This is a genomic window from Actinokineospora sp. HUAS TT18 (assembly GCF_051364635.1).
Taxonomy (GTDB): Bacteria; Actinomycetota; Actinomycetes; order Mycobacteriales; family Pseudonocardiaceae; genus Actinokineospora.
Map to the genome: position 1 here is coordinate 6,856,384 of NZ_CP195645.1, position 25,685 is coordinate 6,882,068.

Here is a 25,685-nt window from a genome sequence, read left to right on the forward strand (position 1 = left end):
TTCTCGTCCGCCATAGGTGTCCTGGGGGTCGCCTTATATCGCCGTCTCTTTGGCGTGCCGTCGTCTCGGTCCGACGTCGTCGGCTGTGACCTGGTCGGGCTTCCCGACTCTGCTTTGAATTCCTCGCTTGCTCGAAGTGTCCTGGGGGTCACTTGATGTCCAAGTTCGTTTCCGCGCGCCGCGAAACGCGTCGCAGACCGCTGGCGGGTCCGCTGCTGGCGTTCAGTTTGCTGTTGTCGTCGCTGGTCGTGCCCGCGTCGGCCGCCGCGGCGCCCGCCGCCACGGCGGTTCCCGACGAGGCGCCGACTGCTGCCGCGGCACAGGACGCGGCCAGGAAGGGGAACAAGTCGGTCCGGGTCGTCAACGAGACCGACGAGTCGACCGAGGTCCGCGCCAACCCGGACGGCACGTTCACCTGGACCCAGCATGTGCGTCCGGTCCGGGTGAAGCAGTCCGGCAAGTGGGCCGACGCCGATCCCACGCTGGTCCGCCGTGCCGACGGCACAATCGGTCCCCGTGCGACGGTGGTCGACTTGACGCTGTCCGGCGGTGGCAAGGGATCCAAGGCGCGCGGCCCGCTGGTGAAGATCGCAGCCAAGGACGTCGAGGCAGGTCTGAGCTGGGCTGACGATCTGCCCGTGCCCGTGCTCGACGGCCCCACCGCGACCTACCCGGAAGTGTTCCCCGGCGTCGACATCAAGATCACCGCGGATGTGCTTGGCTATTCCGAGGTGCTGGTCGTCAAGACTCCCGAGGCGGCCAGGAATCCCAAACTGAAGAAGATTACCTTCGGCTCGCACACCAAGGGCGGCAAGGCCAAGGCGGACAAGGGAAACGGCAGCGGCAAGCGCAGCGACGTCCCGGCCGACCAGCAGTCCACCGGGGACGGGGTGAAAGTCGAGGACGAGTCGGGTCGGCCTGCCCTCAAGGGCGACGCGTCGGCGATGTGGGACTCCTCGGCCGAGTCCACACCCGAACTGCGCGGCGCGGGACTGGGCGCCAACACCGCGGCCATGGGCCTCGAGGTCACCGACACCACGCTCACCATCGAGCCGGACCAGGCATTCCTGTCCGCGCCGACCACGAAGTACCCCGTCTACCTCGACCCGGACTACAACTGCAACAGCTGCGGGAAAGCGCACCACCTGGTCGTGCAGTCGCTGTGGCCGACCGCGAAGAACTTCGACCGCACGGGCGGCACCAACGGCGTCTTCAACGATTTGAAGGCAGGCTACGTCTGCGAAGGCGGCGACTGCTTCAAATCCCGAACCTATCTGCGGATGTCGACATGGTCGCTCGCGGGCAAGAAGATCAACAGCGCGTACCTGCATGTGGACACGATCCATTCGTACTATTGCTCAGGCGCGACGCCGACGTGGCTTTATCTGGCGGGTTGGGTCGACGCGAACAGCGACTGGAGCAACCAGCCCGGCGCCTCCGGTGCCGCGCTCAGCAGTGGCAACGCGATGAAGAACGTCAATCACTGCCCGGGCAACCCCGGCGGTATGGATCTGGCCGCGACGTCGGCGATCCAGTCCGCGGCCGACGGCGGCTGGGGTGAGACGACTTTCTTGCTGCAGGGCGAGCGGGAGGACAACGACTCCTCGTGGCGCCGGTTCAACCTGAACCCGTACCTGGTGGTCAAGTACAACTCATACCCGTACAAGCCGGTTGACCTCGGGATCGAGGGCTGGGGCATGAACGTGGGCGACGCCCTCGGGTGTGGCTCGTTCGTCGCGACGCGTACGCCGCGATTGCGGGCGCGGCTGTCGGATCCCGATGGTGGCAACATGAACGCGCTGTTCCATGTTTCCCCGGGCGGCAGTCAAACCGGCGTCGCGTTTATCCCGTCTGGTTCGTTCGGTGAGGTGACTATTCCTGCAGGCAAGATCGCCGCGGATGGTGCTTACACATGGCATGTGACGGTTGGCGACGACCAGTTGCTCGGCCCGCCGTCGGACTACTGCTCGATGACGATCGACACCACCAAGCCCGACAAGCCGGACGTGACGTCGCCGATCTATCCGGCGGGCAAGGACGCGGGCGGCCTCGGCCTCGGCGGGACGTTCACCTTCTCCGCGCCCCCGCCCGGTTCGCCGAACCACTCGGGAAACAACGACATCGCCTACTACCTCTACTCCTTGCCCGGACAGGGTGACGACCCGCAGAACAAGGTGACGCCGACCGCGCTGAACGGATCGGTGACGGTGACGTGGGCGCCGATGGTGACTGGTCCGCAGAAGGTGCTGGTGCGGTCGGTCGACCGGGCGGGCAACCGCTCCGACATCGTCACCCACCAGATTGATGTCTCCGACTACAAGGCCGCCGTCTCCGGGAAGGTCTCCCGCTGGTCCTTTGAGGACAGTCTCGTCGACAGCTCGGAGGCCATGTCGCTGGTCTACGTCGGTCCTCCGCCGCCGGGTGGCTACGGTGATGAAGGCAAGGAAGGACTCGGCCGGTCCATCGTGATGGACGGCGTCATCGACGAGTACTACCAGGCCAAGAGGGCGATGCTGAGCACCGACAGCAGCTTCACCGTCTCCGCATGGGCCAAGCTGCACCGCGATGACGCCGACGCCACCGTGCTGTCGCAGGACGGGGCCCGGGTGTCGGGCTTCAAGCTCTACTACGACGACACCGTCGACCGGTGGGCCTTCGGGGTCCCCAACACCGACACCGACAACCCGTCGACCGTCTACAAAGCACTCTCGACCAGCCCGCCCCGGGTTGACGACCTCATCCAGGAGACGTCCGACCCCGCGCCGACCGACACCGAGTGGACCCATCTGACAGGTGTCTACGACTCGCCCGCGAACAAGCTGTTGCTCTATGTCGACGGCGTGCTGAACGGATCGGTGACACTCCCGGCGACGCCGTGGAACGCGGCCGGGCCGTTCGTCATCGGGTCGGCAAAGGTCAACGGCATACGTGGGCAGGGCATGACCGGCGCCGTCGACTCGGTGCGTGTGCACAAGCGCGCACTGAGCGCCGCGGAGGTCACCGCGCTGCACACGGGCAGCGCGACCGGCGATCCGAGCACCGAGTACCTGTTCACCGCCGACCCGACTCCGGGGGACCCGGTCTTCGAGACTTTGCGGAACTCCACCGCGAAGGTCGACCTGCAACTCGCCGGGCGCCCGGCGAACTACCAGACGGGGTACACGGGCAAGGGCTACCAAACTGACCGGCTCAACGCGACTTGGCCCCAGACCGTGGGCCCGATCATCTCGACGACCGACAGCTTCACCGTCGGCGGCTGGGTAAAGCTTGTGGACAAGAACTGGAACCACGCGATCGCGAGCCAGGCGGCGAACAACACCAGCGCGTTCATCCTGCGCTACGCCCAAGAAGCTGACCGGTGGACGTTCGGTGTGCCCAAGGTCGACGCGAAGCACGACCAGTACCAGTGGGCCGTCGGCACCTCCAGCCCCAAGCTGGAGGAGTGGAACCACGTCGTCGGCACCTTCGACAGCGGGCTGAAGAAGGTCACGATCTACGTCAACGGGATCAAGGAGGCCGAGGCCCCGGTCACCACCAACATCGCGGCCACCGGCCCGTTCATGATCGGCAGCGCGACCCATCTCGGTTACAACTACATGAATCTGACCGGCATGGTCGACGAGATCGTCGCCTACAACGGCCTGGTCACCGATGGCGACGTGAAGGACTACATCGCCAACACCCCGGTCGAACGGGCCCGGTTCCGTCTCGACGAGACCTCGGGGACCGTGGCGGCCAACTCGGTCGTGGGCGGCAACGCCGGCACCGTCCACGGCGACGGCGTGACGTGGGCGCAGACCAACGGGTTCCCCTCGGCGAACTTCGACGGCGTGTTCGTGGGCAACTCCGGCCGGGTCGCCGGGTCGCCGCCGCTGGGCGCGTGGGCGTTCAACGGCACCACCGCCGAGTACTCCGGTACCGGTCGGGACCTGGCCCACGTCGACAACGCGGGCGCGACACCGCCGACGTACGTCAACGCCAGGGCAGGCCAGGGCGTCAAGCTCAATGGCGTGAGCCAGCGCCTCGAACGCGCGCAGGTGCTGACCACCACGTCGAGCTACTCCGTGTCGGCCTGGGTGAACCCTGACCGCGCCGACACCGGGTTCACAGTCGTGGGCCAGGACGGAGCTCGGACCAGCCCGTTCCTGCTGGAACACGCCGGTGGCCGGTGGGCCTTCACTATGGTCGGCGCCGACACCGACGCGCCGAGCACCATCCGGGCCAGTTCGGTGCTGGCGCCGAAGGTGGGTATGTGGACACACCTGCTCGGGGTCTACGACGCGCAGGCGGGCAAGGCCCGGCTCTACGTCAACGGCTACCTCGAGGACGAAAGGTGGGTCTCCTCGACGTGGAGTTCGACCGGCCTGTTCACCGTCGGCCGCGGGAAGTGGGCCGGAAACCCGGCCGGTTTCTTCCCCGGCGCCATCGACGAGACCCGGGTCTACGACCGGGCGCTCACCGCGACGGACGCGCATGGCCTGTGGAACCTGACGAGCGACATCTCCATGAAGCGCCCCGACTCGCTGCGCATCGACAAGTCGTTCACCACGTCGGCCTGGGTGCGCCCGGCGGCCTACGACGCGGCGCCCCGGCAGGCGATCTCCATGGGCGCCACCGGCCGGTTCTCGTCAGTGCTGGTCGGCTACCGCCCCGAGTGGAAGCGCTGGGCGCTGATGACCGAGACCGGCGGCGGCCTCACGCCGGGGACCACCAAGTGGATCCTCAGCGACAACGAGGCGCAGACCTATGGCGAGGGCAAGGACGGCTGGGTGCACCTCACGGTCACCTATGACGCCACACGCAAGAAGGCGTCTCTCTATGTCAACGGCATCGAGCAGACCACGGTCCCGGTCGACGCCACGACGTTCAAGAAGGTCTCCGCCACCCCGGAGGCCAACTACGCGGGAGCGAACCTGACGCTCACCGAACCCGCGAGGGACCTGCTCATCGGGCGGACCACGTGGGAGGGCCTGGTGAGTGACCCGTGGAAGGGAGCCATCCGCGACGTGCGGGTGTTCACCGGCGTGGTGCCGTCGGCCTGCGACGACTCGCCGTACTGCGTCAGCCAACTGCAAGTCTGATCGTGTGTCGGACTCCGCCCCACGCGGGGTCCGGCACCGGCGCCGCGGCGAGCCCGCCCCTGCGGGCTCGTCGCGGGTGCCCAGTCACGTTTCCAGTCGATCATCGTGCCTCGTCCGCCGGGGCACGCGAGGTGTCCTGGGGGTCACCCTGATGTCCTATTCGCGTTCTCACAAAGCAGGCAGACGGTCGGTCGTCGCGTTGCTCGTCGCCGCGACGGTGTTGTCGCCGCTGGCGCCGGGTTCCGTGGCGTTCGCCGCCCCCGCGGCCGATGAGGCCCAGACCGAGGCCGCGGCGTCGGCGGCGGCCAAGGCCGGTGGCAAGTCGGTTCGGGTGCTCGAGAAGACCACGGAGACCACCGAGGTCAGGGCCAACCCGGACGGCACGTTCAGTTGGACCCAGCACCTGCGTCCGGTGCGGGTCAAGCAGTCCGGCAAGTGGGTACCCGCCGACCCGACCCTGGTCCGGCGCGAAGACGGCTCGGTGGGTCCCCGGGCGACAGTCGTCGACCTGTCACTTTCCGGCGGTGGCAGGGGATCGCTGGTGAAGGTCGCCGCCGACGGCGTCGAGGCCGCGGTGGACTGGGAGACCGACCTCCCCACCCCGGTCCTCGACGGCGCGAGCGCGACCTACCCGGAGGTCCTGCCCGGCGTCGACCTCAAGGTGACCGCCGACGTGCTCGGGTACTCGCAGGTCCTTGTGGTCAAGACCCGGGAGGCCGCGGAGAACCCCAAGCTGCGAAAGGTCACCTTCGGTTCGCGGACCAGGGGCGGAAAGCGCGAGGGAATGGAAGTCCGCAACCAGTCGGGCGAGGCGGTCCTCAAGGGCGAGGCGACGGCGATGTGGGACTCGACCGAGCGGGCCGACAGTGGCTCACCCCGAACCGCGACGATGGGGTACGAGGTGACCGACTCGTCGATCACGATTCGACCGAACAAGTGGTTCCTGGCCGCCGGAACCACCAAGTATCCGGTGTTCATCGACCCGATCTACTTCTGCGGAAGCTGCGCCAAGACCCACCACGTCGTCGTGCAGTCCGACTACCCCGGCTCGCAGAACTTCGATCGGACCAGCCCGCCGTACAACGAACTCAAGGCAGGCGCGTTCTGCGCGTCGACCTGCGCGATCAACCGGACCTACCTGCGGATGGACACCAGTTCGCTCGTGGGCAAGGCCATCTACGATGCCTTCCTCCACGTGGATGTGGTGTATTCCTATTCCTGCTCCAGCATGATGCCCACCCAGCTCCATCTGTCGGGCTGGGTGGACCAGGCCACCAATTGGTACACCCAGCCAGGTCCGCTGAGTGCGCCGATCAGCAGCGGCAACGCCGTGAAGAACCCGAACGGATGCGCCACGAATTCGGGCGGCATGGATCTCTACGCCCGGTCGGTGATCGAGTACGCCGCGATCAACGGATGGACGGAAACCACCTTCATGTTGCGCGGCCTAACGGAGTCGAACAACTGGTCGTGGCGCAAGTTCGCGCTGAACCCATACCTGTCCGTCACCTACTACGCGTGACCCCCGTCTTGGGCCGCGTGAGGTTACCCACTGTAACGCGAGGTGTTGTCACCTCGGGTAGCGATCATGCGGTTCGCCGAGGAGCGCACCGGGATTACTGGTCACGAACAGTCACTGCCCTGTTCGGGCCATTGTCATAACCGTTCGTGTAGGGAACCGTTCCACCTCGCTTGTGTCTGCTCACCGGCTGGTTTGGCCGGTCAATAGGTGTCCTGGGGGTCGCCTGATGTCTGCTCTGTTCTTGGCGCGCCGGAAAACCGGCGCGCGGTCCGCGGTCGCGGTCGCGCTGTCGTTCGGTCTGGCGTTCGCCACGATGGTCGTTCCGACAACCGCCCAGGCGGCGCCCACACCGGTGGTCGCCGACGAGGCGCAGACCGAGGCCGCGGCCTCGGCGGCCGCGCGCACGGGCAAGAAGTCCGTCCGCGTGCTCGACAAGACCGACGAGATCACCGAGGTCAGGGCCAACCAGGACGGATCGTTCACCTGGACCCAGCACGTGCGGCCGGTACGTGTGAAGCAGGCGGGCAAATGGGTCACCGCCGACACCACGCTGGTCCGCCGCGCCGACGGGTCGATCGGCCCCAAGGCCGCGGTGGTCGACCTGGCGCTTTCGGGCGGCGGCAAGGGATCGCGCGGCTCGTTGGCGCGGGTCGCGGCCAACGGCGTCGAAGCCGGTCTCGGGTGGATCGAGGACCTGCCGGAACCGGTGCTCGACGGATCGACGGCGACCTACCGCGAAGTCCTGCCCGGTGTCGACATCAAGGTGACCGCCGACGTGCTCGGCTACTCCGAGGTGCTCGTCGTGAAGACGCCGGAGGCGGCCAGGAACCCGAAGCTGAAGAAGATCACCTTCGGCGTCCACGCCAAGGGCGGCAAGCTCGAACTCGACAAGGGCAAGGGCTCGGCCAAGCGCACCGACGCACCCGCCGACAAGCAGACCCCCGGCGACGGACTCCGCGTGGCGGGCGGCGAGACCGCGCTGTCCGGCGACGCCTCGGCCATGTGGGACTCCTCGGCCGAGTCGATGCCCGAACTGCGCGGCACCGGGCTCGGCGCGCGGCGGTCGACCATGGGCGTCGAGGTGACCGACTCGACGGTGACCATCGAACCCGACCAGGCATTCCTCGCCGCACCCACCACCAAGTACCCGGTCTACCTCGACCCGGACTACAACTGCACCAGTTGCGGCAAGGCCCACCACATCGTGGTCCAGTCGGCCTGGCCCACGGCCAAGAACTTCGACCGGACCGACGACGACCTCAACGACCTCAAGGCGGGCTACGTCTGTGAGGGCACGTGTTTCACCTCGCGGACCTACCTGCGGATGAAGACCTTGTCGCTGGCCGGGAAGAAGATCAACAGCGCGTATCTGCACCTCGACACGATCCACTCTTACTACTGCTCCGGCGCCACACCCACCCAGCTCTACCTGGCGGAGTGGTTCAACGAGAACACCGACTGGAACAGCAAGCCCAACCCGGTCGGCGCCATGCTCAGCTCCGGCAACACGACGAAGAACGTCAACCACTGCCCTGGGAACCCCGGCGGTATGGACCTGTGGGCGACGTCGGCCCTGGAGTCGGCGGCCGCGGGCGGATGGGGCGAGACCACCTTCATGGTCCGCGGTGAACAGGAGGGCAACAACACCTCTTGGCGCCGGTTCGACCTCAACCCGTACCTGGTGGTCAAGTACAACTCCTTCCCGAACCCGCCCAGCAACCTGGGCATGAGCGGCTGGGGCATGAACCCCGACCAGGCCATCCAATGCGGTACCGGGGCCAACCGCGCCTACGTCTCCTCGCTCACGCCCCGCCTGCGCGCGACACTGTCCGACCCGGACGGCGGTTCGCTCGACGCGGCTTTCCGGATCTACAAGGGCATCGTGCCCAACCATGTCCCGTGGGATGGAACCGAGATCTACACCGGCTGGATCCCGTCCGGTCAGTACGCCGAGGTGCAGGTGCCTGCTGGGAAGATCACCGGTGAAGGTGACTACTCGTGGAACCTGTGGTCGGGTGACGGCCAGCTCACCAACTGGTCGGGCGTGTGCGAGATGACTGTCGACAAGACGCCGCCGGACATGCCGCGCGTCGACTCGCCGCTGTATCCCTTCGCCACCAAGGCGGGCGGGGTCGGAGTCAGCTCGACCTTCACCTTCCGCCCGCCCACACAGGTCGAACTGGGCGCACCGCTCAAGAACGACATCGCGTACTACCTGTACTCGCTGCCGGGTCAAGGCGACGCGCCCGTGCACCCTGCCTACCCGGCCGCCGGGCTCAACGGCACGGTCGCCGTGGCATGGGCGCCGACGACCAGCGGACCCCACAAGATCCACGTCCGGTCCGTCGACCGCGCGGGCAACCAGTCGCAGACCTACACCTACGAAGTCGAGGTTTCCGACTACAAGGTCGCCGTGTCCGGTCAGGCCGCCAAGTGGTCCTTCGAAGGCGACGGGAAGGACACCTCGGACGCCCGGACGCTGCTGTACACCGGCATGCCGATGTACGGCCTTGGCGGAGGCAAAGCGGGTCATGGCCAGGCGATGACTCTCGGCGCCGGGGACCATGCGGTCTCGCGGATGCCGCTGCTGCAAACCGACCGCGCGCTGTCGATGACGGCGTGGGTCAAGCTCGACGCGGCCCCTTCCGGCGGCCCGCCCGAGACTGACGCGGTCGTCCTGTCGCAGGACGGATACCGCAGGTCGGGTTTCAAGCTCTACTACGACAAAACCCAGAACGAGTGGGGATTCGAGGTCCCGCACGCTGACACGGACGCGGCGAACGCGGACCGGGTTTGGGTCGACAGCGCGGTGCGGTTCGACCCCGACATCTTCGACGACCCCAACGACGACCCTGCCGACGACCCCGAATGGACCTTCCTCGCCGCGGTCTACGACCCCGCTGCCAACAAGGCTCGACTGCACGTCGACGGGGTCAGCCGGGAGATCAACCTGGCCGGTGACGCGTGGCAGACCTTCGGATCGCTGGTGGTGGGCGCGGGCAAGACCCAGGCCCTCCGGACGGACACCTTCGGCGGCTCCATCGACACTGTCCGACTGTTCGACGAGGCGCTGAGCGAGTACGACGTCAACCAGCTGTACACGGGGTCCGGCATGCCGCACCGGGTCGCGGAGTACAAGTTCGAAGGGCCCAGTCTCGTCCAGGACATCAAGGCCGCGATGCGGGACAGCTCGTACATGGGCGCGCTGGAGACGGCGCTTGGTCCGCCGCTGGTGTCCGCTGGGCACACGGGCTCGGGCGGCGACGTCTCGAAGACCGGCTCGGTCATGATCAGCGCGCCCGCCGTGGTGTCCACCACGGACAGCTTCACCGTCGGCGGGTGGGTCAAGCTCAATGACACCAACGGTCATTACGCGGTCGCGAGCCAGGGGGGCACCAACACCAGCTCGTTCATCCTGCGCTACGCCAAGGACGTCAACCGGTGGATCTTTGGCGTGCCGTCGGTCGACGCCACCGCTGACAACTATCAGTGGGCGGTCGGGACGTCGGCGCCGAAGGCTGGCGAGTGGAACCACGTGCTCGGCGTGTTCGACAGTTCGCTGAAGACGGTCACCCTCTACGTCAACGGTGTAAAGGAAGCCCAGGCGCCGGTGACCACGAGCATCGCCACCACCCGACAGTTCGAGTTGGGTGACGGCAGGCAACTCGGTGGGACGCTTCCGATGCGCCTCAAAGGCGTCATCGACGAGCTCGTCGTCTACAAGGGCGCCGTCACCGAGGACGATGTGAAGACCTACGTCTTCAACAACTCCGGGGAGCAGGCACGGTGGGCACTCGGCGAGACGACCGGGACCTCGGCGGCCAACTCCGTCCAGGGTCGTGCGCCCGCCACACTGTTCGGACCGGGTGTCACCTGGGGTGAGGCGGGTGGCAAGCGCGCGGCGGTCTTCGACGGGGTCGCGGTCCGCCACTCCGGTCTGGTGTCGGGGGCCGGTCCGCTGGCAGCCTGGTCGATGAACGACACCACCGTCGACTACTCCGGCAACGGCAGGGACCTGCAGCACTGGAACAACTCGGGCACGGCTCCTGCCAACTACGTGGCGGCGATGGCGGGCAAGGGCGTCAAGCTCAACGGCACCGACCAGCGGCTGGTTCGGCAGGCGCCGGTGGTGAACACCGACGCCAGCTACTCCATCGCGGCATGGGTCAAGCCGGACCGCACAGACATCTCCTACACGATCGCGGGCCAGGACGGGGCACGGACCAGCCCGTTCCTCTTGGAGCACATCGCGGGCCGGTGGTCGTTCACCATGCTTGGTGCCGACACCGACACGCCGTCGCTGGTGCGCACATCGTCGGTGCTCCCGCCGAAAGCAGGCGCCTGGACCCACTTGCTCGGCGTGTACGACAAGCAGGCGGGCAAGGCCAGGCTGTACGTCAACGGCTACCTGGAAGCCGAGTCCGCGTTCACCTCGTCGTGGGCGTCGACTGGATCGTTCACCGTCGGCCGGGGCAAGTGGGCGGGCGCGGTGGCGGGCTACTTCCCGGGCACGGTCGATGAGGTCCGCGCCTACGACCGGGCGCTGACGGCGGCGGACGCGCACGGCCTGTGGAACCTGACCAGCGACATCACCGCGCCGCGTGGTGAGGCGTTCCGGGCGGACAAGTCGTTCACGGTCGGCGCCTGGGTTCGTGCGGTCGACTACACCCGCGACCAGTACGCGTTGTCGCTCGGCTCGGTCGGCCGGTTCTCCACGTTCATGGTCGGCTACCGGGCCGACTTCCGGCGCTGGGCCGTGCTGACTGAGACCAGCACGGGCGTGGACCCGGTCGACACCCGGTGGATCCTCAGCGACAACGAAGCCGACACCTACACCCTGTATCCCGACGGGTGGGTGTACCTCGCGGTCACCTACGACTCCACCCGCAAGACGGCCTCGCTCTACGTCAACGGGTTGTGGCAGAGCACAGTCCCCGACGGCGGGGGCACCAAGAAGGTCGACCTCTCGGCAGGCGCGCCACCGCCAGCCGCGAACTGGGCGGGCCGCAACCTGACGCTCGCCGAGCCGCAGCGGGACCTGGTCGTCGGCCGCGCCACCTGGCAGGGCCTGCCGATCGGGTCGTGGAAGGGAGCCATCCGGGACGTCCGGGTCTTCACCGGGCTGCTCCCGTCCTCCTGCGACAACGTCGCGGCCTGTCTGGGCCAGCCACCGGCCTGACAAATCCAGCTGTGCCAGGGACCGCCCGTCGGCGGCCCCTGGCACAGCTCACCGCTCATTCGGGTCGCGCTGTCGCGCGCCCGTGATCCCAGCGTTCGTGATGTCGAGGGGAATCCATGCGTTCGCGATCACTCAGGACCAGGGCTATGGCGGTCGCCACCGCCGTAGCCGTCGCCACCACGCTGCTCAGTGTCGTCCCGCAGCAGGCCGTCGCCGCTGACTCCGGGCCGTCTGTCCAAAAGGAACGGTCCGTTCCCGGCGCGCCCGTCAAGCCCGTCCCGCTGCCGTCGATGGCGATGCCCAAGGCGCAGCCCAAGCCAGTGGCCTGGCCAGGCGCGCAGAAGGCCATTGTGGACACCAAGTCCACCGCCCCTGGATTCAAGCGCGCCGGTGCCGCACCACTCGACGTCGCCACTTCGGAGCACGGCGCCAAGGTCGAGGTTGAGACCTTCGACCAGGCGGCCGCGAAGAAGGCAGGCATCGCCGGTGTCGTGCTGCGCGTGCGGGACGCGGGCGGTGCCGACGGTGCCGCGGTTCCCGTCAAGCTCGACTACAGCGGCTTCGCCCACGCCTACGGCGGTGACTTCGGCTCCCGGCTGAAGTTCGTCAGCTACCCGGCCTGTGTGCTGACCACGCCGGAGAAGTCCGCGTGCCAGGTCGCCACGCCGCTGAAGTCGGACAACGACCCGCAGGCGAAGGAGCTGAGCGCGACCGTCCAACTCGGCACCACCGCTCTCGCTCGCGGCGCGCAGGCGGCGGGCGCCGAGACCAGCGCGGCCACCGGCTCCGCCGTCGTCGCCGCGGTCGCGACCGGCTCCGGATCGGGCGGCGACTACAGCGCGACCGACCTCGGTGTGGCGGGTTCGTGGTCGGCGGGCGGGTCCGGCGGTGACTTCACCTACTCGGTTCCGTTGACCATGCCGGTCGCCCCCGGCGGCCCCGCGCCGTCACTGGGGCTGGCGTACTCCTCCGGCGGAGTCGACGGGCGCACCTCGGCCACCAACAGCCAGGCGTCGTGGGTCGGTGACGGCTGGGACCTGTCCGCGGGCGGGTTCATCGAGCGCCAGTACACCGCGTGCGCCGACGACGACGGCGGCAACCAGGGTTCCACGCAGACCGGGGACCTGTGCTGGAAGGAAGAGCACTACACCGTCTCCCTCGGCGGGATGTCCGGCAAGCTGATCAAGGACACCGCCACCGGCACGCTGCGTCCGGAGAAGGACGACGGGTCGCGGATCGAGAAGCTGGGCTCCTTCGCCAACGGTTATGACGGCTCTGAGCAGTGGAAGATCACCACGCCGGACGGCACGCAGTACTTCCTGGGACTCAACAAGCTGCCGGGCTGGTCGGCGGGCAAGCCGGTCACCAACTCGACCTTCACCGAGCCGATCTACGGCAACCACGGCGGTGAGCCGTGCAACCAGGCCGCGTTCGTGAACTCCTCGTGCACCCAGCCCTACCGCTGGAACGTGGACTTGGTCGTAGACACGCACGGCAACGCCATGGCGTTCTACTACGACCAGGAGACAAACCACTACAAGCGCGGTGGGCCGCAGGGCGTCAACACCGCCTACACCGCCGCGGGCAGGCTCAACCGGATCGAATACGGCCTGCGTTCGGACAACCTCTACGCCCAGGCGCCCGCGCTGGTCGCCTTCGAGACCGCCGAGCGCTGCCTGCCCAGCGGTTCGATCACGTGTGACCCGGCGCAGCTGAACGCGCAGACCGCCGCCGACCACTGGCCGGACGTGCCCTTCGACCGCGTCTGCGCGTCGGGGGAGGACTGCACGGGACGTTTCTCGCCCGCCTTCTTCACCCGCAAGCGTTTGACCAAGGTCGTCACCCGCAGCCTGAACAACGGCACCCACCGCGACGTCGACTCGTGGACGCTGCGGCAGGAGTTCCCGCCGACCGGTGACGGTCTGCCGCGGTCGCTGTGGCTGTCCGGTGTGACCCGCACCGGTCACGTCGGCGGCACAGCCGCGACGCCGGAGATCCAGTTCTACGGCCTGGCCATGGACAACCGGGTGGACGCGATCGACGGCCTGCTGCCGATCACCCGCTACCGGGTCACCAGGGTCCTCGGCGAAGCAGGCGCGCTGACCGAGGTCTCCTACGCGCCGCAGGACTGCGACCGCGCGACCCGGATGCCCGCCAACCCGGAATCCAACACCTACCGCTGCTATCCGACGTATTGGACGCCGCCTGGCGAGGCGAACCCAATCCTCGACTGGTTCCACAAGTACGTCGTCACCCACATCACCGAGGACGCGCGCACGGGCGGCCCGTCGCAGATCAAGACCGAGTTCCAGTACCTCGGCGGCGCGGCTTGGCATTACGACCAGAACGACGAGGAGGAAGCCGACAAGCGCACGTGGTCGGAGTGGCGGGGCTACGGGAAGGTCCGCACGGTCAAGGGCGACCCGAGTGGCCCGCGAACCACGACCGAGACGCTGTTCCTGCGCGGCATGGACGGCGACACGCTGCCCGGCGGCGGCACCCGCGACGTCTGGGTTGCCGATGAAGGCGGCGGCAACATCGAGGACGAGAAGCGGCTGCAGGGCTTCACCCGCGAGTCGCTGCTCTACAGCGGCGGTCAGGTGGTCTCGGCGTCGGTGACCGAGCCGCTGCTCATCCAGACCGCCGACGACGGCAAGGACACCGCGTACATGACGCGGGTCAAGTCCGTCACGGCGCGGTCGAAGCAGGAGAACGGGAACTGGCGCAAGACCAGGTCGAACACCACCTACACCTCGATCGGCCTGCCCGAGCAGGTCGACGACGAGGGCGACATCGACGTCAGCGGCGACGAGTCCTGTTCCAAGACGACCTACCTGCGCAACGACGCGGCGTGGATCCTGGTCAGCGCGTCGTCGGTGCGGCTGATCGCCAAGCCGTGCTCGGCGTGGCCCGGCACCGACGCCGACGTCGTCTCCGACGTGCGGTCGTCCTACGACGGCCAGGCGCACGGCGTCGCCCCGACCAAGGGCGTGGTGACCGCGAGCCAGCGCTGGACCGGCGGCACGAACTACCAGACCATGTCCACCGGCAAGGTCGACGCCTACGGGCGCACCACCGAGACGACCGACAGCGACGGTGTGAAGACGACCACCGTCTACACGCCCGCGACCGGCAACCCGACCACGGTCGCGACCACCAACCGGGCGGGCTGGGTGGCCACCACCACACTAGACACCGCGCGTGGCCAGACCCTGGCCGAGGTGGGGATCAACAACGAGCGTGCCGATCTTGAGTACGACCCGCTAGGCAGGCTGCTCAAAGTCTGGAAGCCCGGCCGGTCCAAGGCCGCGGGGAAGTCACCCGACGCCGAGTACTCCTACCAGTACCGCACGGACGCGCCGACGATCGTGACCAGCAAGGCGCTCAAGGAGAACGAGACGTACGCCGTCTCGTACGACCTCTACGACGGCATGCTGAGGCTGCGGCAGTCGCAGACGCCCGCCCTCGGCGGCGGTCGCCTGCTGACGGACAACTTCTACGACTCGCGCGGCAACGCGTTCAAGGTCAACGGCGGGTACTACAACCCCGACGCCCCGGCGGCCGTCCTGCACGGCGTCTACGACAACCAGGTGCCCAACCAGACCGTCACCGAGTACGACGACCTCGGCCGTCCGCTGGAGACGATCCTCAAGCGGCTCGACATCGAGCTGTGGCGCACCAAGACGCGCTACGGCGGCGACAACACCTACACCACGCCGCCCGCGGGCGGCATCGCCACCGCGGTGATCAAGGACGCGCGGGGCGCGGTCGTCCAGCGCAGGCAGTACCACGCCCGCAGTGCCGACGGCACCTACGGCGCGGCCGCGACCTTCGACGCGACCGACCTCAGCTACAACCACAAGGGCGCGCTCGCCAAGGTCACGGACGCGCTGGGCAACGAGTGGAAGTACGAGTACGACCTGCTCGGCCGCAAGTCCGCCGACGTCGACCCCGACCACGGCCGCACGACCTACACCTATGACGCCGAGGACCGGCTGACGTCCACCACGGACGCCCAGCCCAAGACGCTGGCGTTCACCTACGACGCGCTGGGCCGCAAGACGGCGACCTACGAGGGATCCACCTCGGGCACCAAGCTCGCCGACTGGACCTACGACACCCTGCGGAAGGGCGCGCTCACCTCGGCGAACCGCTACGCCAACGGGAACACCTACACCCAGCGCGTCGACAACTACGACGCGCTCGGCCGGGTGACCAGTTCGTCCGTGGTGATCCCGGCGGCCGAGGGCAAGCTCGCGGGCACTTACACCTTCGGTGCGAGCTACTCGTCGGTGACCGGCCAGCTGCTGGCGGAGACGAAGCCCGCGGCGGGCAGCCTGGTCGCCGAGAACATCATCCACACCTACAACGATCTCGGACTGCCCGAGTCGACCTACGGCCTGAACACCTACGCCTCCGAGCACATGTACTCGCCGTACGGCGAGACGCTGCGCACCACGCTCGGGGTGAGCCCGAACAAGGTGTGGGTGAGCAGCGCCTACACCGAGGGCACCCGCCGGATCGACAACATTCAGGTCAAACGCGACTCGGCGACCCAGCCGCAGGTCACCAACCGGACGTTCACCTACGACGACAACGGCAACGTCCTCAAGATCGCCGACGCGCCGACCGACGGCCCGGCCGACACCCAGTGCTTCGGCTACGACCACCTGCGCCGCATGACCTCGGCGTGGACCCCCAAGACCGGCGACTGCGCGACCCAGAAGTCCGTCGCCAACCTGGGCGGGGCGGCGCCGTACTGGGCGGACTTCACCTTCGACAAGATCGGCAACCGCAAGACCCAGGTCAAGCACACCGCCGCGGGTGACACCACCGAGACCTACGACAACCCCGCCTCGGGGCCCAACGCGGTCCGGCCGCACAGCCTCACCTCGGTCACCCGGGTCGGCCCCACCGGCACCTCGAAGGACGAGTTCACCTACGACGGGGCGGGTAACACCAGGACCCGCAAGATCGGCGGCAACACCCAGACCCTGGATTGGAACGCCGAGGGCCGCACGTCGAAGGTCACCGAGGCCGACGGCAAGAAGTCGGAGTACATCTACGACGCCAACGGCGCCCGCCTGATCAAGAAGGAGCCGAACGCCACCACGCTGTACCTGCCTGGCCAGGAGCTGATCCTGCCCACGGGCGCGGCCAACCCGAACGGCAAGCGCTACTACGCCCACGGCGGTGAAGTGGTCGCGATGCGCAGCTCGGTCGCGGGCCTGCAGTACATGCTGGGCGACCACCACGACACCGACTCGGCGTCGATCGACGCGGGCAACCTGTACGTCACCCGCCGCTACACCGATCCGTTCGGCAACCCACGCGGCACGGCACCCCGGTTCTGGGCCGACGACAAGGGCTTCGTCGGCGGCACCCTGGACTCGACGGGCCTGACCTCGGTCGGCGCCCGCGAGTACGACCCCAAAACGGGCCGTTTCGCCTCCGTCGACCCAGTGATGGACACCGGAGACCCCCAACAGATCAACGCGTACTCCTACTCCAACAACAACCCGGCCACCTTCAGCGACCCGACCGGCCTGCGCCACCCGGAGTGTGAGGAACGCCACCTCCACTGCGGCACCGGCGGCGCGTTGACCTCGCCGGACCCCGCCACCCAGGCCTACCACGACAAGGTCGCCAAAAACGCCAAGGAACGGATCTACAAGCGGGACAAGGAACGCCTCGGCATGCAGGACGCCGAGGACCAGGCCCGCCGCGAAACCGGCCTCACCGAGGAAGAACAGCGCGACGCGGAGTCCGGCAAGGGCTTCTGGGATGTGATGAAGGAAGAGCTCCCCGACATTGTCGGCGACTTGACCGGATTCAACGACCTCCGCGACTGCTTCACCAAGCTTGACCTGTGGGCTTGCGCGGGAATCATCCCGTGGGGCCGAATCCTCAAACTCATCAAATCCGCGGGCAAGATCTTCGACGCCGTCCGCAAGGCCCTGAAGTGGGAGGACCGCGTCGCCGCGGCCCAGGCAAAACTCCACAAATGGCGCGAACGCACGATGGACTTGATGCGCAAGGGCGAGGAAAAACTCGAGGACGTCCGCGACGAACTCGCGGCGATGGCGGGGGGTTCGTGTCCGAGTCCGCACAGCTTCCCGCCAGGCACCTTGGTGCTACTGGCCGATGGCGCGAGTAAGCCAATAGAGAAGGTTGAACTCGGCGATGTAGTGCTGGCGACTGATCCCGAGACCGGCCAGTCCGAAGCTCGTAAGGTCACTGCGACCTGGGTCCATGACAATGAGTTTGAGCGCACGGAGTTGATGGTCGACACGGACGGAGCGGCGGGTGGCAGGGTGGCGGCAATCGCTGCCACCGACTGGCACCCGGTCTGGGTGGTCGATCTTGAGGCTTGGGTGCCAATTGCCGAGGTGTCCGTCGGCTCGTGGCTTAGGACATCGACTGGGTCTCGAGTTCAGGTCAGTTCGGTCCGCCACTTTTCAGGAGCAGGTCAAGTCTACGACCTGACAATTGACGGGATTCACGCATATTACGTTGCCGTGGGTAGCGCTTCGATTCTTGCGCACAATTGCGGATCTGGCGGTGCGTCATTCGGTGATGCGTGCACATGTGATGCGGATCAGCCGTTTGTCCGTCAGGGGGCGGGATGGGAGAGTGCTGGGCGTGTCCAGCGGCAAGCTGGGGCGGCTGAAGATACTGGCAGGTTCGGGCACGGTGTCTCTGTGACGACGCCAGAGTCGAATGAAAGGTTCTCAAGGAATCCTGCGGACGCGGTGACGGCTACCAGGGCTGATATTGAAGCCGCAGGCTTCGAGTTGCGATATACTCCGACCAGTCGAGATGTGAACCATCACACTCTTGTTTTGCCGAAGCCGGTAGACTCGGGTGTTGCAGGGGCATTTAATAGGCTGTTCGGCAGGAAGCGGTGATCGCCTTGGATGGCGAGATGTCGAAAAACGATTCCGGGAACCTTACCCCTGTGGTCGCTGTCATTTTGGACTGGTTCGACGGGCCGGTGGAGGGAATTCTCCAGTTCGTCGAGGATGGGTCATGCTGGCATTTCAAGCTCTTTGCCGAACGCGTCTCCTCGGATGATCTTGACGACCGTGTGTTTGCTCTATCGCGAGTCGACGCTGATCAACTGAAAGCGGTCTTGGCTGAATTCGATGAAGGGCAAACTCCGCTAGTTTGGCCGTTCGGCTCGGGCGAGCGTTCTGCGGCGGCCAAAGTAAGTGTGAAGCGGGTGATCGCGTCGGCTGAGTCGCCTATATTGCTGGTCAGATCTCAAAACCTGAGTCGCGTCGATGCCTTCTGGTGGATGGTCCCCGCAGCGGGTGAAGCCACGACGAGTTGAATCCTCATGCAGGCGCGTCGGGAGACGGTGTCTCCCGACGCGCCTGGGACAATTCGGCCCGAAAGTGACTGCCGCAGTGGTGGAATGTGTAGTTATTGCGGCCGCTGCGGTAGTGCGTGCGTCTCACACCTCCGCGTGCGTCCGCCGTCGTGTGATCCACCAAGCCAGCAGGCCGGCCGGGAAGAACATCAGCACCCCGTAAACCGCTCCCGGCACCGCCAGCGCCGAGTTGTTCATGACGGTCAGTGCGATCGTGATCGCCAGGGTGCTGTTGTGGATGCCCACCTCGAAAGCCGAAGCGATCGCCTGCTTCTCGCTCACCTTCGCGAGGCGTGGGATGTAGTACCCGAGTGCCAGGCTCAGCACGCACAGCAGCACCGCCACGATCCCGACGTCACGCAGGTAGCCTGCCAGGTTCGCCCGCTCTGCCACCAGCGCGCCAGCGATCACGGCCACCAGCACGATGATCGAAGCGATCTTCACCGGCTTGCGCATGCGCTCCGAGAACTCCGGGAAGCGGCGGTTCACCGCCATCCCGATCGCCACCGGGATGAGGACGATCGCGAAGACCTGGAGCATCTTCGCGGGCTGCAGGCCGAGTGAGTCGTCCGTGCCCATGAAGCCCGACACCGCCAGGTTCACCACGATCGGCAGCGTGAAGACCGCCAGCACCGAGTTGATCGCCGTCAGCGTGATGTTCAACGCGACGTCGCCGCCTGCGAGGTGGCTGAAGATGTTCGCCGTCGTCCCGCCGGGGGACGCCGCCAGCAGCATCATGCCGACGGCCAGCACGGGGGAGAGGTCGAACAGCACCACCAGCCCCAGGCACACCAGGGGCAACACCAGCACCTGCACTCCCAGCGCCAGCAGCGCGGCGCGGGGGAAGCGGGCCACCCGGGTGAAGTCGGCGACCGTCAGGGTCAGGCCGAGGCCGAACATGATGATCGCCAGGGCGATGGGCAGGAAGATGGTGGTCAGGGTGGATGAGGCCATGGTCACTCCCTCACGTCGAGTGCGAGAATGGTTCAGATATATCGGACAAACCCGCAATAGCCATGTCCGAAACGTGATCCCCGCACCGATTCACCCCGCGGCGACCACCGCTCCGTAAACTTGTCGGAAAGGGAGGTGTCACGTGGTCAGTTCGGAGGAGCGCAGGCTCGAGGTCCTGCGTGCCATCGTCGCCGACTACGTGCACAACCAGGAGCCGGTCGCGTCGAAGGCGATCGTCGAGCGGCACAACCTGGGCGTGTCGAGCGCGACGGTGCGCAACGACATGGCCTCGCTGGAGGAAGACGGCTACATCACCCAGCCGCACACCAGCGCCGGCCGCATCCCCACCGACAAGGGCTACCGCCTGTTCGTCGACCGGCTCAGCGACGTCAAGCCGCTCAGCACCGCCGAGCGCCGGGCGATCCAGTCGTTCCTCGAGGGCGCCATCGACCTCGACGACGTGATGCGTCGCAGCGTGCGCCTCCTGGCCCAGCTGACCAGGCAGGTCGCGGTGATCCAGTACCCGACGCTCACCACGTCCACCGTGCGCCACGTCGAACTGGTCAGCATCACCCCCGCCCGGATCATGATGGTCCTCATCACCGACACCGGCCGCGTCGACCAGCGCATGGTCGACCTCGGCGACGTGATCGCCGACGAGTCGATCGCCCGGCTCCGCACGATCCTCAACTCGACGCTGGCGGGCAAGCGGCTCACCGACGCCGCGGCCAAGGTCGCCGAGCTGCCCGAGTCCGCGCCTGCCGACCTGCGCGACGTGATGACCAGGCTGTCGACCGTGCTCGTCGAGTCACTGGTCGAGCACCCGGAGGAGCGGCTGGTGCTGGGCGGCACCGCGAATCTGACCCGCAACGCCGCCGACTTCCCGCACTCGCTGCGCCAGGTCCTGGAAGCCCTGGAAGAGCAGGTCGTGGTGCTGAAGCTGCTCGCCGCGACCACCGATCCCGGCACGATCGTGGTGCGCATCGGCGAGGAGAACGAGGCCGAGGAGATGCGCAGCACCTCGGTGGTTTCCATCGGCTACGGCACTCGTGCGACCCTGCTTGGCGGCATGGGCGTGGTCGGGCCGACCCGCATGGACTACCCGACGAACATCGCCGCGGTCCGCGCGGTGGCCAACTACGTCGGCGACATTCTCGGCAAGTAACGGCAATTTCGAGGTGCCCCGGGGTGCCCGGGGCAGGAGGACTGACACGGTGGCGAGGGACTACTACGGCGCGCTCGGAGTGCGGAGGGACGCGAGCTCCGACGAGATCAAGCGCGCCTACCGCAAGCTCGCGCGCGAGCTGCACCCGGACATCAATCCGGACGAGGCGGCGCAGACGCGCTTCCGCGAGGTCACCGCCGCATACGAGGTCCTGTCGGACCCGCAGAAGCGCAAGATCGTCGACATGGGCGGCGACCCGCTGTCCAACGGCGGCGGCGGTGGCGGCGGCCAGGACCCGTTCGGCGGCTTCGGCCTCGGCGACATCATGGACGCCTTCTTCGGCGGCGCGGGTGGCGCGGGCGGCCGCGGTCCCCGCAGCCGGGTCCAGCCGGGCTCCGACGCGCTGCTGCGCATCCAGATGACGCTGGAGGAGTGCGCCACCGGCGTCAGCCGCGAGATCGCCGTCGAGACGGCCATCCTGTGCGACATGTGCCGCGGCTCGGGCTGCGCGGAGGGCACCTCGCCGATCACCTGCGACACCTGCCACGGCCGCGGCGAGGTCCAGTCGGTGCAGCGGTCGTTCCTCGGCCAGGTCGTCACGGCCCGGGCGTGCCCGGTGTGCCGCGGCCTCGGCGAGGTCATCCCCGACCCGTGTCAGCAGTGCGCAGGCGAGGGCCGCGTTCGCGCTCGTCGGACCATCACCGCGAAGATCCCGCCCGGCGTCGCCGACGGCATGCGGGTGCGGCTGTCCGGCCAGGGCGAGGTCGGCCCCGGCGGCGGCCCCGCAGGCGACCTGTACGTCGAGGTCGAGGAACTCCCGCACGCCACCTTCGAGCGCGCGGGCGCCGACCTGCACTGCACCCTCCGGGTGCCGATGACCACGGCCGCGCTCGGCGCCGTCGTCCCGCTGGAGACCCTCGACGGCCCGCTCGACGTCGAGCTGGAGGCGGGCACCCAGCCCGACACCGAGCTCGTCATGACCGGCCGCGGCCTGCCCCGCCTGCGCTCAACCGGCCGCGTCGACGGCCGCGGCGACCTGCACGTGCACATCGAGGTCGAGGTCCCGACCAAGCTCGACGCCCGCCAGACCGAGCTGCTCCGCGAACTCGCCGAACTGCGCGGCGAGGAGGAGCACACCCTGGCCGCGGCGAGCGCGCGCACCGGCGGGCTGTTCTCCCGGCTGCGCCAGCGCCACGCCCGATGACCCTTGCGCTGTTCCTGATCGACGACCTGCCTTCCGGCCCGTTCACCCTGGACGGCCCGGAAGGCAGGCACGCCGCCGCGGTCCGAAGGCTGCGGGTCGGCGAGGAACTGCTGGTGTCCGACGGCAAGGGAGCGGTGGCGCACTGCGTCGTCCAGACCGCCGGGCGCGACTCGCTCGACGTGACGATCACCCGCCGCTGGGTCGAACCCCCGCCGAGCCCGCGGGTGATCATCGCCCAAGCCCTCGCCAAGGGCGACCGCGGCGAACTCGCCGTCGAACTCGCCACCGAGGCAGGCGCCGACGAGATCATCCCGTGGCGCGCCGCCCGCTCGATCACCAAATGGGAAGACGGCCCCCGCGGCGACAAGGCACTGGCGAAATGGCGGTCCACGGTCCGGGAAGCGGCGAAACAGGCCCGCCGCGCCTGGATCCCCACCGTCACCGAACCCATGTCGACCCGTGCACTTGTTGACAGGGCAAGGGAAGTAGCGCTGACTCTGGTGTTGGAAGCAGGCCGATCCACCCGGATGGCCGAAGTCGAATTACCGGAATCGGGCGACGTCCTGCTGATCGTCGGCCCCGAGGGCGGCATCACCGAAGACGAGATCAACGCCTTTGAACAGGCAAGATCCCGCGCCGTGCGGCTCGGCCCGGCCGTCCTGCGCACCTCGACGGCCGCCGCGGTCGCTCTGGGGGCAATAGGAGTACGCACCGCAAGGTGGCGCTGACCCTAAGCGAGGGTCTACCCTTTGTCTCGCAACGCGATCGTGCATTCGATCGCCCGCGAGAGCTACCGCTGGACACCTCCCCCCTCGGTCCAGCGGCCGCCGCGCGGGGCGGTGGGGCGACCCCCAGGCTCCACCGCCCGCGCGGCATCCTCTGGCTCACCCTGCTCGCCTTTGGCTCGCCTTGTCGTCTGCGTTTCCCTCTGGGGACCGAGCCCCCAGACCCCCACGGTGCGGTCTCTCTCGACTCGGGCGTGCCCCGGGTTCGTAGCGGTTGGGCGTCGGTGGGTGTGTAACCAATGGGCTTGTCGCTCGCGGTGCGATCGGCAGGCTGACCCAGCGTGGCTCGGCGCTTCGCGCCATTGAGGTATGTAGCCAATGGTGTTGTCGCCCACGGTGCGGTCTCTCTCGACTCGGGCGTGCCCCGGGTTCGTAGCGGTTGGGCGTCGGTGGGTGTGTAACCAATGGGCTTGTCGCTCGCGGTGCGATCGGCAGGCTGACCCAGCGTGGCTCGGCGCTTCGCGCCATTGAGGTATGTAGCCAATGGTGTTGTCGCCCACGGTGCGGTCTCTCTCGACTCGGGCGTGCCCCGGGTTCGTAGCGGTTGGGCGTCGGTGGGTGTGTAACCAATGAGCTGTCGCTCGCGGTGCGATCGGTTGCGATCCAGCGGCCCGGGTGCGGAGTTGGTGCGTGGGCGCCTGCGCATAGCTCAGTCCAGGTGGAGTGCCAAGCGTGCGGCAAGGGCGGTGATCTCGGTGTCGTCGCCGCGCTTTGCGCCTGGCCAGGTGAGGCTTTCCATCCAGGGGTACTGGTCTGGGGTGTCGTGGTAGCGGACGAATAGGTGTTGGTGGAAGTGGGCGACGGTGCGGCCGGCTATCGCGGAGAAGACGAACTCGGGGGAGAGTTCGGCGCGGAGTGCGCGCGTTGCTCTCCATGCTGCTTTGGCTACGGCCACAGCCTCGGGTTCGGTCAGAGCGTCCAGCGTCGGGGCGTGGCGGCGGGTTTCCACGAACAGGTAGCCCAGGACGGTTGTTCCGTCGTCTTCCACTGGTCGGTGCGAAACGATCACGTGTTCGTCGGACCAGACATGGGGGCCGACCAGCGGGCCTTGGCCGCGGTGTTTGGCGCAGATCAGGCAGCCCTCGCTCATGCCCTCAGACTATGAGTTCCTCAGGTGAGGAAGCGGGAGACCTCTGTCAGGAAGGTGGGCCAGGCGGGGTCGGTGGCCATGAGGATGTGGTTGCGGCTGTCCAGGAAGCGCAGTTCGCTGTTGGGGATTAAGCCAGCCAGCTCTTGGGCTTGTGATCTTGGGACGCGGAGGTCGCCGCGGGAGTGCAGGATCAGGGTGGGGCAGCGGACAAGTGGGGCTATGTCCGAGACGTCGATGTGGGCGAATACGTCTAGGAAGCGGACGACGTTGTCCGTTGATGTTGTCGCCCGTTGTAGGTCGTTGAAGGCGTCCCACAGTTCTCTGGTGCCGTCGGGTAGGAACTGGCTTGCGAATACCTGGCGGAAGGTCGGGTCGTCGTGGCGCCAGCCGAGTTGGCCTAGGCGTAGATCCAGTTCGGCCTCGTCTTTTTCCTCCGGTGTTGACGCCCTCGCCATGCGGCCCCTGCTGTACGCGCCCGCCAGTACCAGCGCGCTCACGCGCTCGGGGTGTCGTACGGCGTAGGCGATCGCTACCGCTCCGCCCTGGGAGACGCCCAGTAGGGGGAAGCGCTCCAAGCCCGCCGCTGCGACCACCAGTTCCAGGTCGTTGACCCACGCGTCGAAGCTGAAGTCCTCGACGTCCCAGTCGGAGAGGCCGCAGCCGCGTTCGTCGTAGCGGATGAGTGTGTGTTCCCGCGCGAGGCCGTCCAGCCAGTGCGCCCAGATGGGGCTTGACCACTCCAGGTCGAGATGGGTCAGCCAGTTCGCCGCCTTCACCAGCGGTGGTCCCTGGCCGGACGCGGCGTAGGCGACGCGCACGCCGTCGTAGGAGACGCAGTAGCGGATGCGCTGTTGGGCGCGCGCGGAAACCGGCTCCGGGGTCTCGTCGGCGACGTCGGCGACGAACCGGTAGCCGACGCCGTGCACGGTCGCGACGACGCACTGGCGCTCCCCGTCGTCCCCGACGGCCTTGCGCAGCGCCTTCACGCGGCTGGTCAGGGCCGACTCGCTGACATACCGGTCGCCCCACACCGCGTCCAGCAGCTCGGTCTTGGCCACCACCCGGTCGCGGTGTTCGATCAGGAATCGCAGCAGGGTGAACACCTGTGGCTCGACGTGCACCGCCTGGCCGCCGCGGCGCAGCTCGAACCGCCGCGGATCCACCTCGCAGTCCCCGAACCGGTACACAGTCGCCACCTCGCACCCTCTAAGTCGTCCTGGGCGGAATACCCGTTTCGGGGGCTCCACGCGTTCTCCAGACGTTCTCCACGTCATCTCCAAGCCCCTGAGCAGGGACTTTCCGCATTCTGGGCCGCGACAAGCAGACCAAGGGC

Annotated in this window: 11 protein-coding genes; 8 read left to right on the plus strand and 3 right to left on the minus strand. The window is 67.7% G+C overall.

The genetic code is table 11. The annotated features are described in order from the left end of the window. The first annotated feature begins 155 nt into the window (after window positions 1-155). The 5 genes from ACSHT8_RS31935 to ACSHT8_RS31955 all read left to right on the plus strand — a co-directional run bounded on the left by ACSHT8_RS31935 (window position 156) and on the right by ACSHT8_RS31955 (window position 19,115). The gene (locus ACSHT8_RS31935; protein ID WP_436495331.1) at window positions 156-5,081 is read left to right on the plus strand and encodes a LamG-like jellyroll fold domain-containing protein; all 4,926 of its coding nucleotides are present in this window, start codon (window positions 156-158) and stop codon (window positions 5,079-5,081) included. Window positions 5,082-5,232: 151 nt separating this feature from the next. Beyond that, a complete protein-coding gene (locus tag ACSHT8_RS31940) occupies window positions 5,233-6,603 on the plus strand; it encodes a hypothetical protein (protein ID WP_436495333.1) in 1,371 nt (456 codons plus the stop codon). Window positions 6,604-6,829: 226 nt separating this feature from the next. Next, window positions 6,830-11,782: a LamG-like jellyroll fold domain-containing protein gene (locus ACSHT8_RS31945; protein ID WP_436495335.1), complete on the plus strand. Its 4,953-nt coding sequence runs from the start codon at window positions 6,830-6,832 to the stop codon at window positions 11,780-11,782. Between the two features lie 146 nt (window positions 11,783-11,928). Beyond that, window positions 11,929-18,690 carry an RHS repeat-associated core domain-containing protein gene (locus ACSHT8_RS31950; RefSeq protein WP_436495337.1) on the plus strand — a complete coding sequence of 2,254 codons (6,762 nt, stop codon included), beginning with the start codon at window positions 11,929-11,931 and terminating at the stop codon, window positions 18,688-18,690. Further along, the gene (locus ACSHT8_RS31955; protein WP_436495339.1) at window positions 18,687-19,115 is read left to right on the plus strand and encodes a hypothetical protein; all 429 of its coding nucleotides are present in this window, start codon (window positions 18,687-18,689) and stop codon (window positions 19,113-19,115) included. Before ACSHT8_RS31950 ends, ACSHT8_RS31955 begins: the two co-directional genes overlap by 4 nt. A gap of 123 nt (window positions 19,116-19,238) precedes the next feature. On the opposite strand, the gene ACSHT8_RS31960 is transcribed toward ACSHT8_RS31955, so the two are convergent. Next, a complete protein-coding gene (locus tag ACSHT8_RS31960) occupies window positions 19,239-20,108 on the minus strand; it encodes a bile acid:sodium symporter family protein (RefSeq protein WP_436495341.1) in 870 nt (289 codons plus the stop codon). Between the two features lie 142 nt (window positions 20,109-20,250). On the opposite strand from ACSHT8_RS31960, the gene hrcA reads away from it, so the two are divergent. From hrcA to ACSHT8_RS31975, 3 genes are read left to right on the plus strand one after another with little or no spacing between them, the layout of a single operon-like run. Further along, complete coding sequence (hrcA, locus tag ACSHT8_RS31965; protein ID WP_436495343.1) at window positions 20,251-21,273, plus strand: heat-inducible transcriptional repressor HrcA; 1,023 nt, start codon at window positions 20,251-20,253, stop codon at window positions 21,271-21,273. A gap of 49 nt (window positions 21,274-21,322) precedes the next feature. Beyond that, on the plus strand, window positions 21,323-22,477 hold the full coding sequence (gene dnaJ / locus ACSHT8_RS31970) for a molecular chaperone DnaJ (RefSeq protein ID WP_436495345.1): 1,155 nt from the start codon (window positions 21,323-21,325) through the stop codon (window positions 22,475-22,477). Beyond that, window positions 22,474-23,205, plus strand: coding sequence for a 16S rRNA (uracil(1498)-N(3))-methyltransferase (locus ACSHT8_RS31975; RefSeq protein WP_436495346.1), 732 nt, complete (start codon window positions 22,474-22,476; stop codon window positions 23,203-23,205). The genes dnaJ and ACSHT8_RS31975 overlap by 4 nt, the downstream gene beginning before the upstream one ends. 706 nt (window positions 23,206-23,911) lie before the next feature. On the opposite strand, the gene ACSHT8_RS31980 is transcribed toward ACSHT8_RS31975, so the two are convergent. Further along, entirely contained in the window at window positions 23,912-24,352 is a 441-nt protein-coding gene (locus tag ACSHT8_RS31980; protein WP_436495348.1) for an HIT family protein, read from the minus strand. Between the two features lie 20 nt (window positions 24,353-24,372). Next, window positions 24,373-25,539, minus strand: coding sequence for an alpha/beta fold hydrolase (locus ACSHT8_RS31985; protein ID WP_436495350.1), 1,167 nt, complete (start codon window positions 25,537-25,539; stop codon window positions 24,373-24,375). Between the last annotated feature and the right edge of the window lie 146 nt (window positions 25,540-25,685).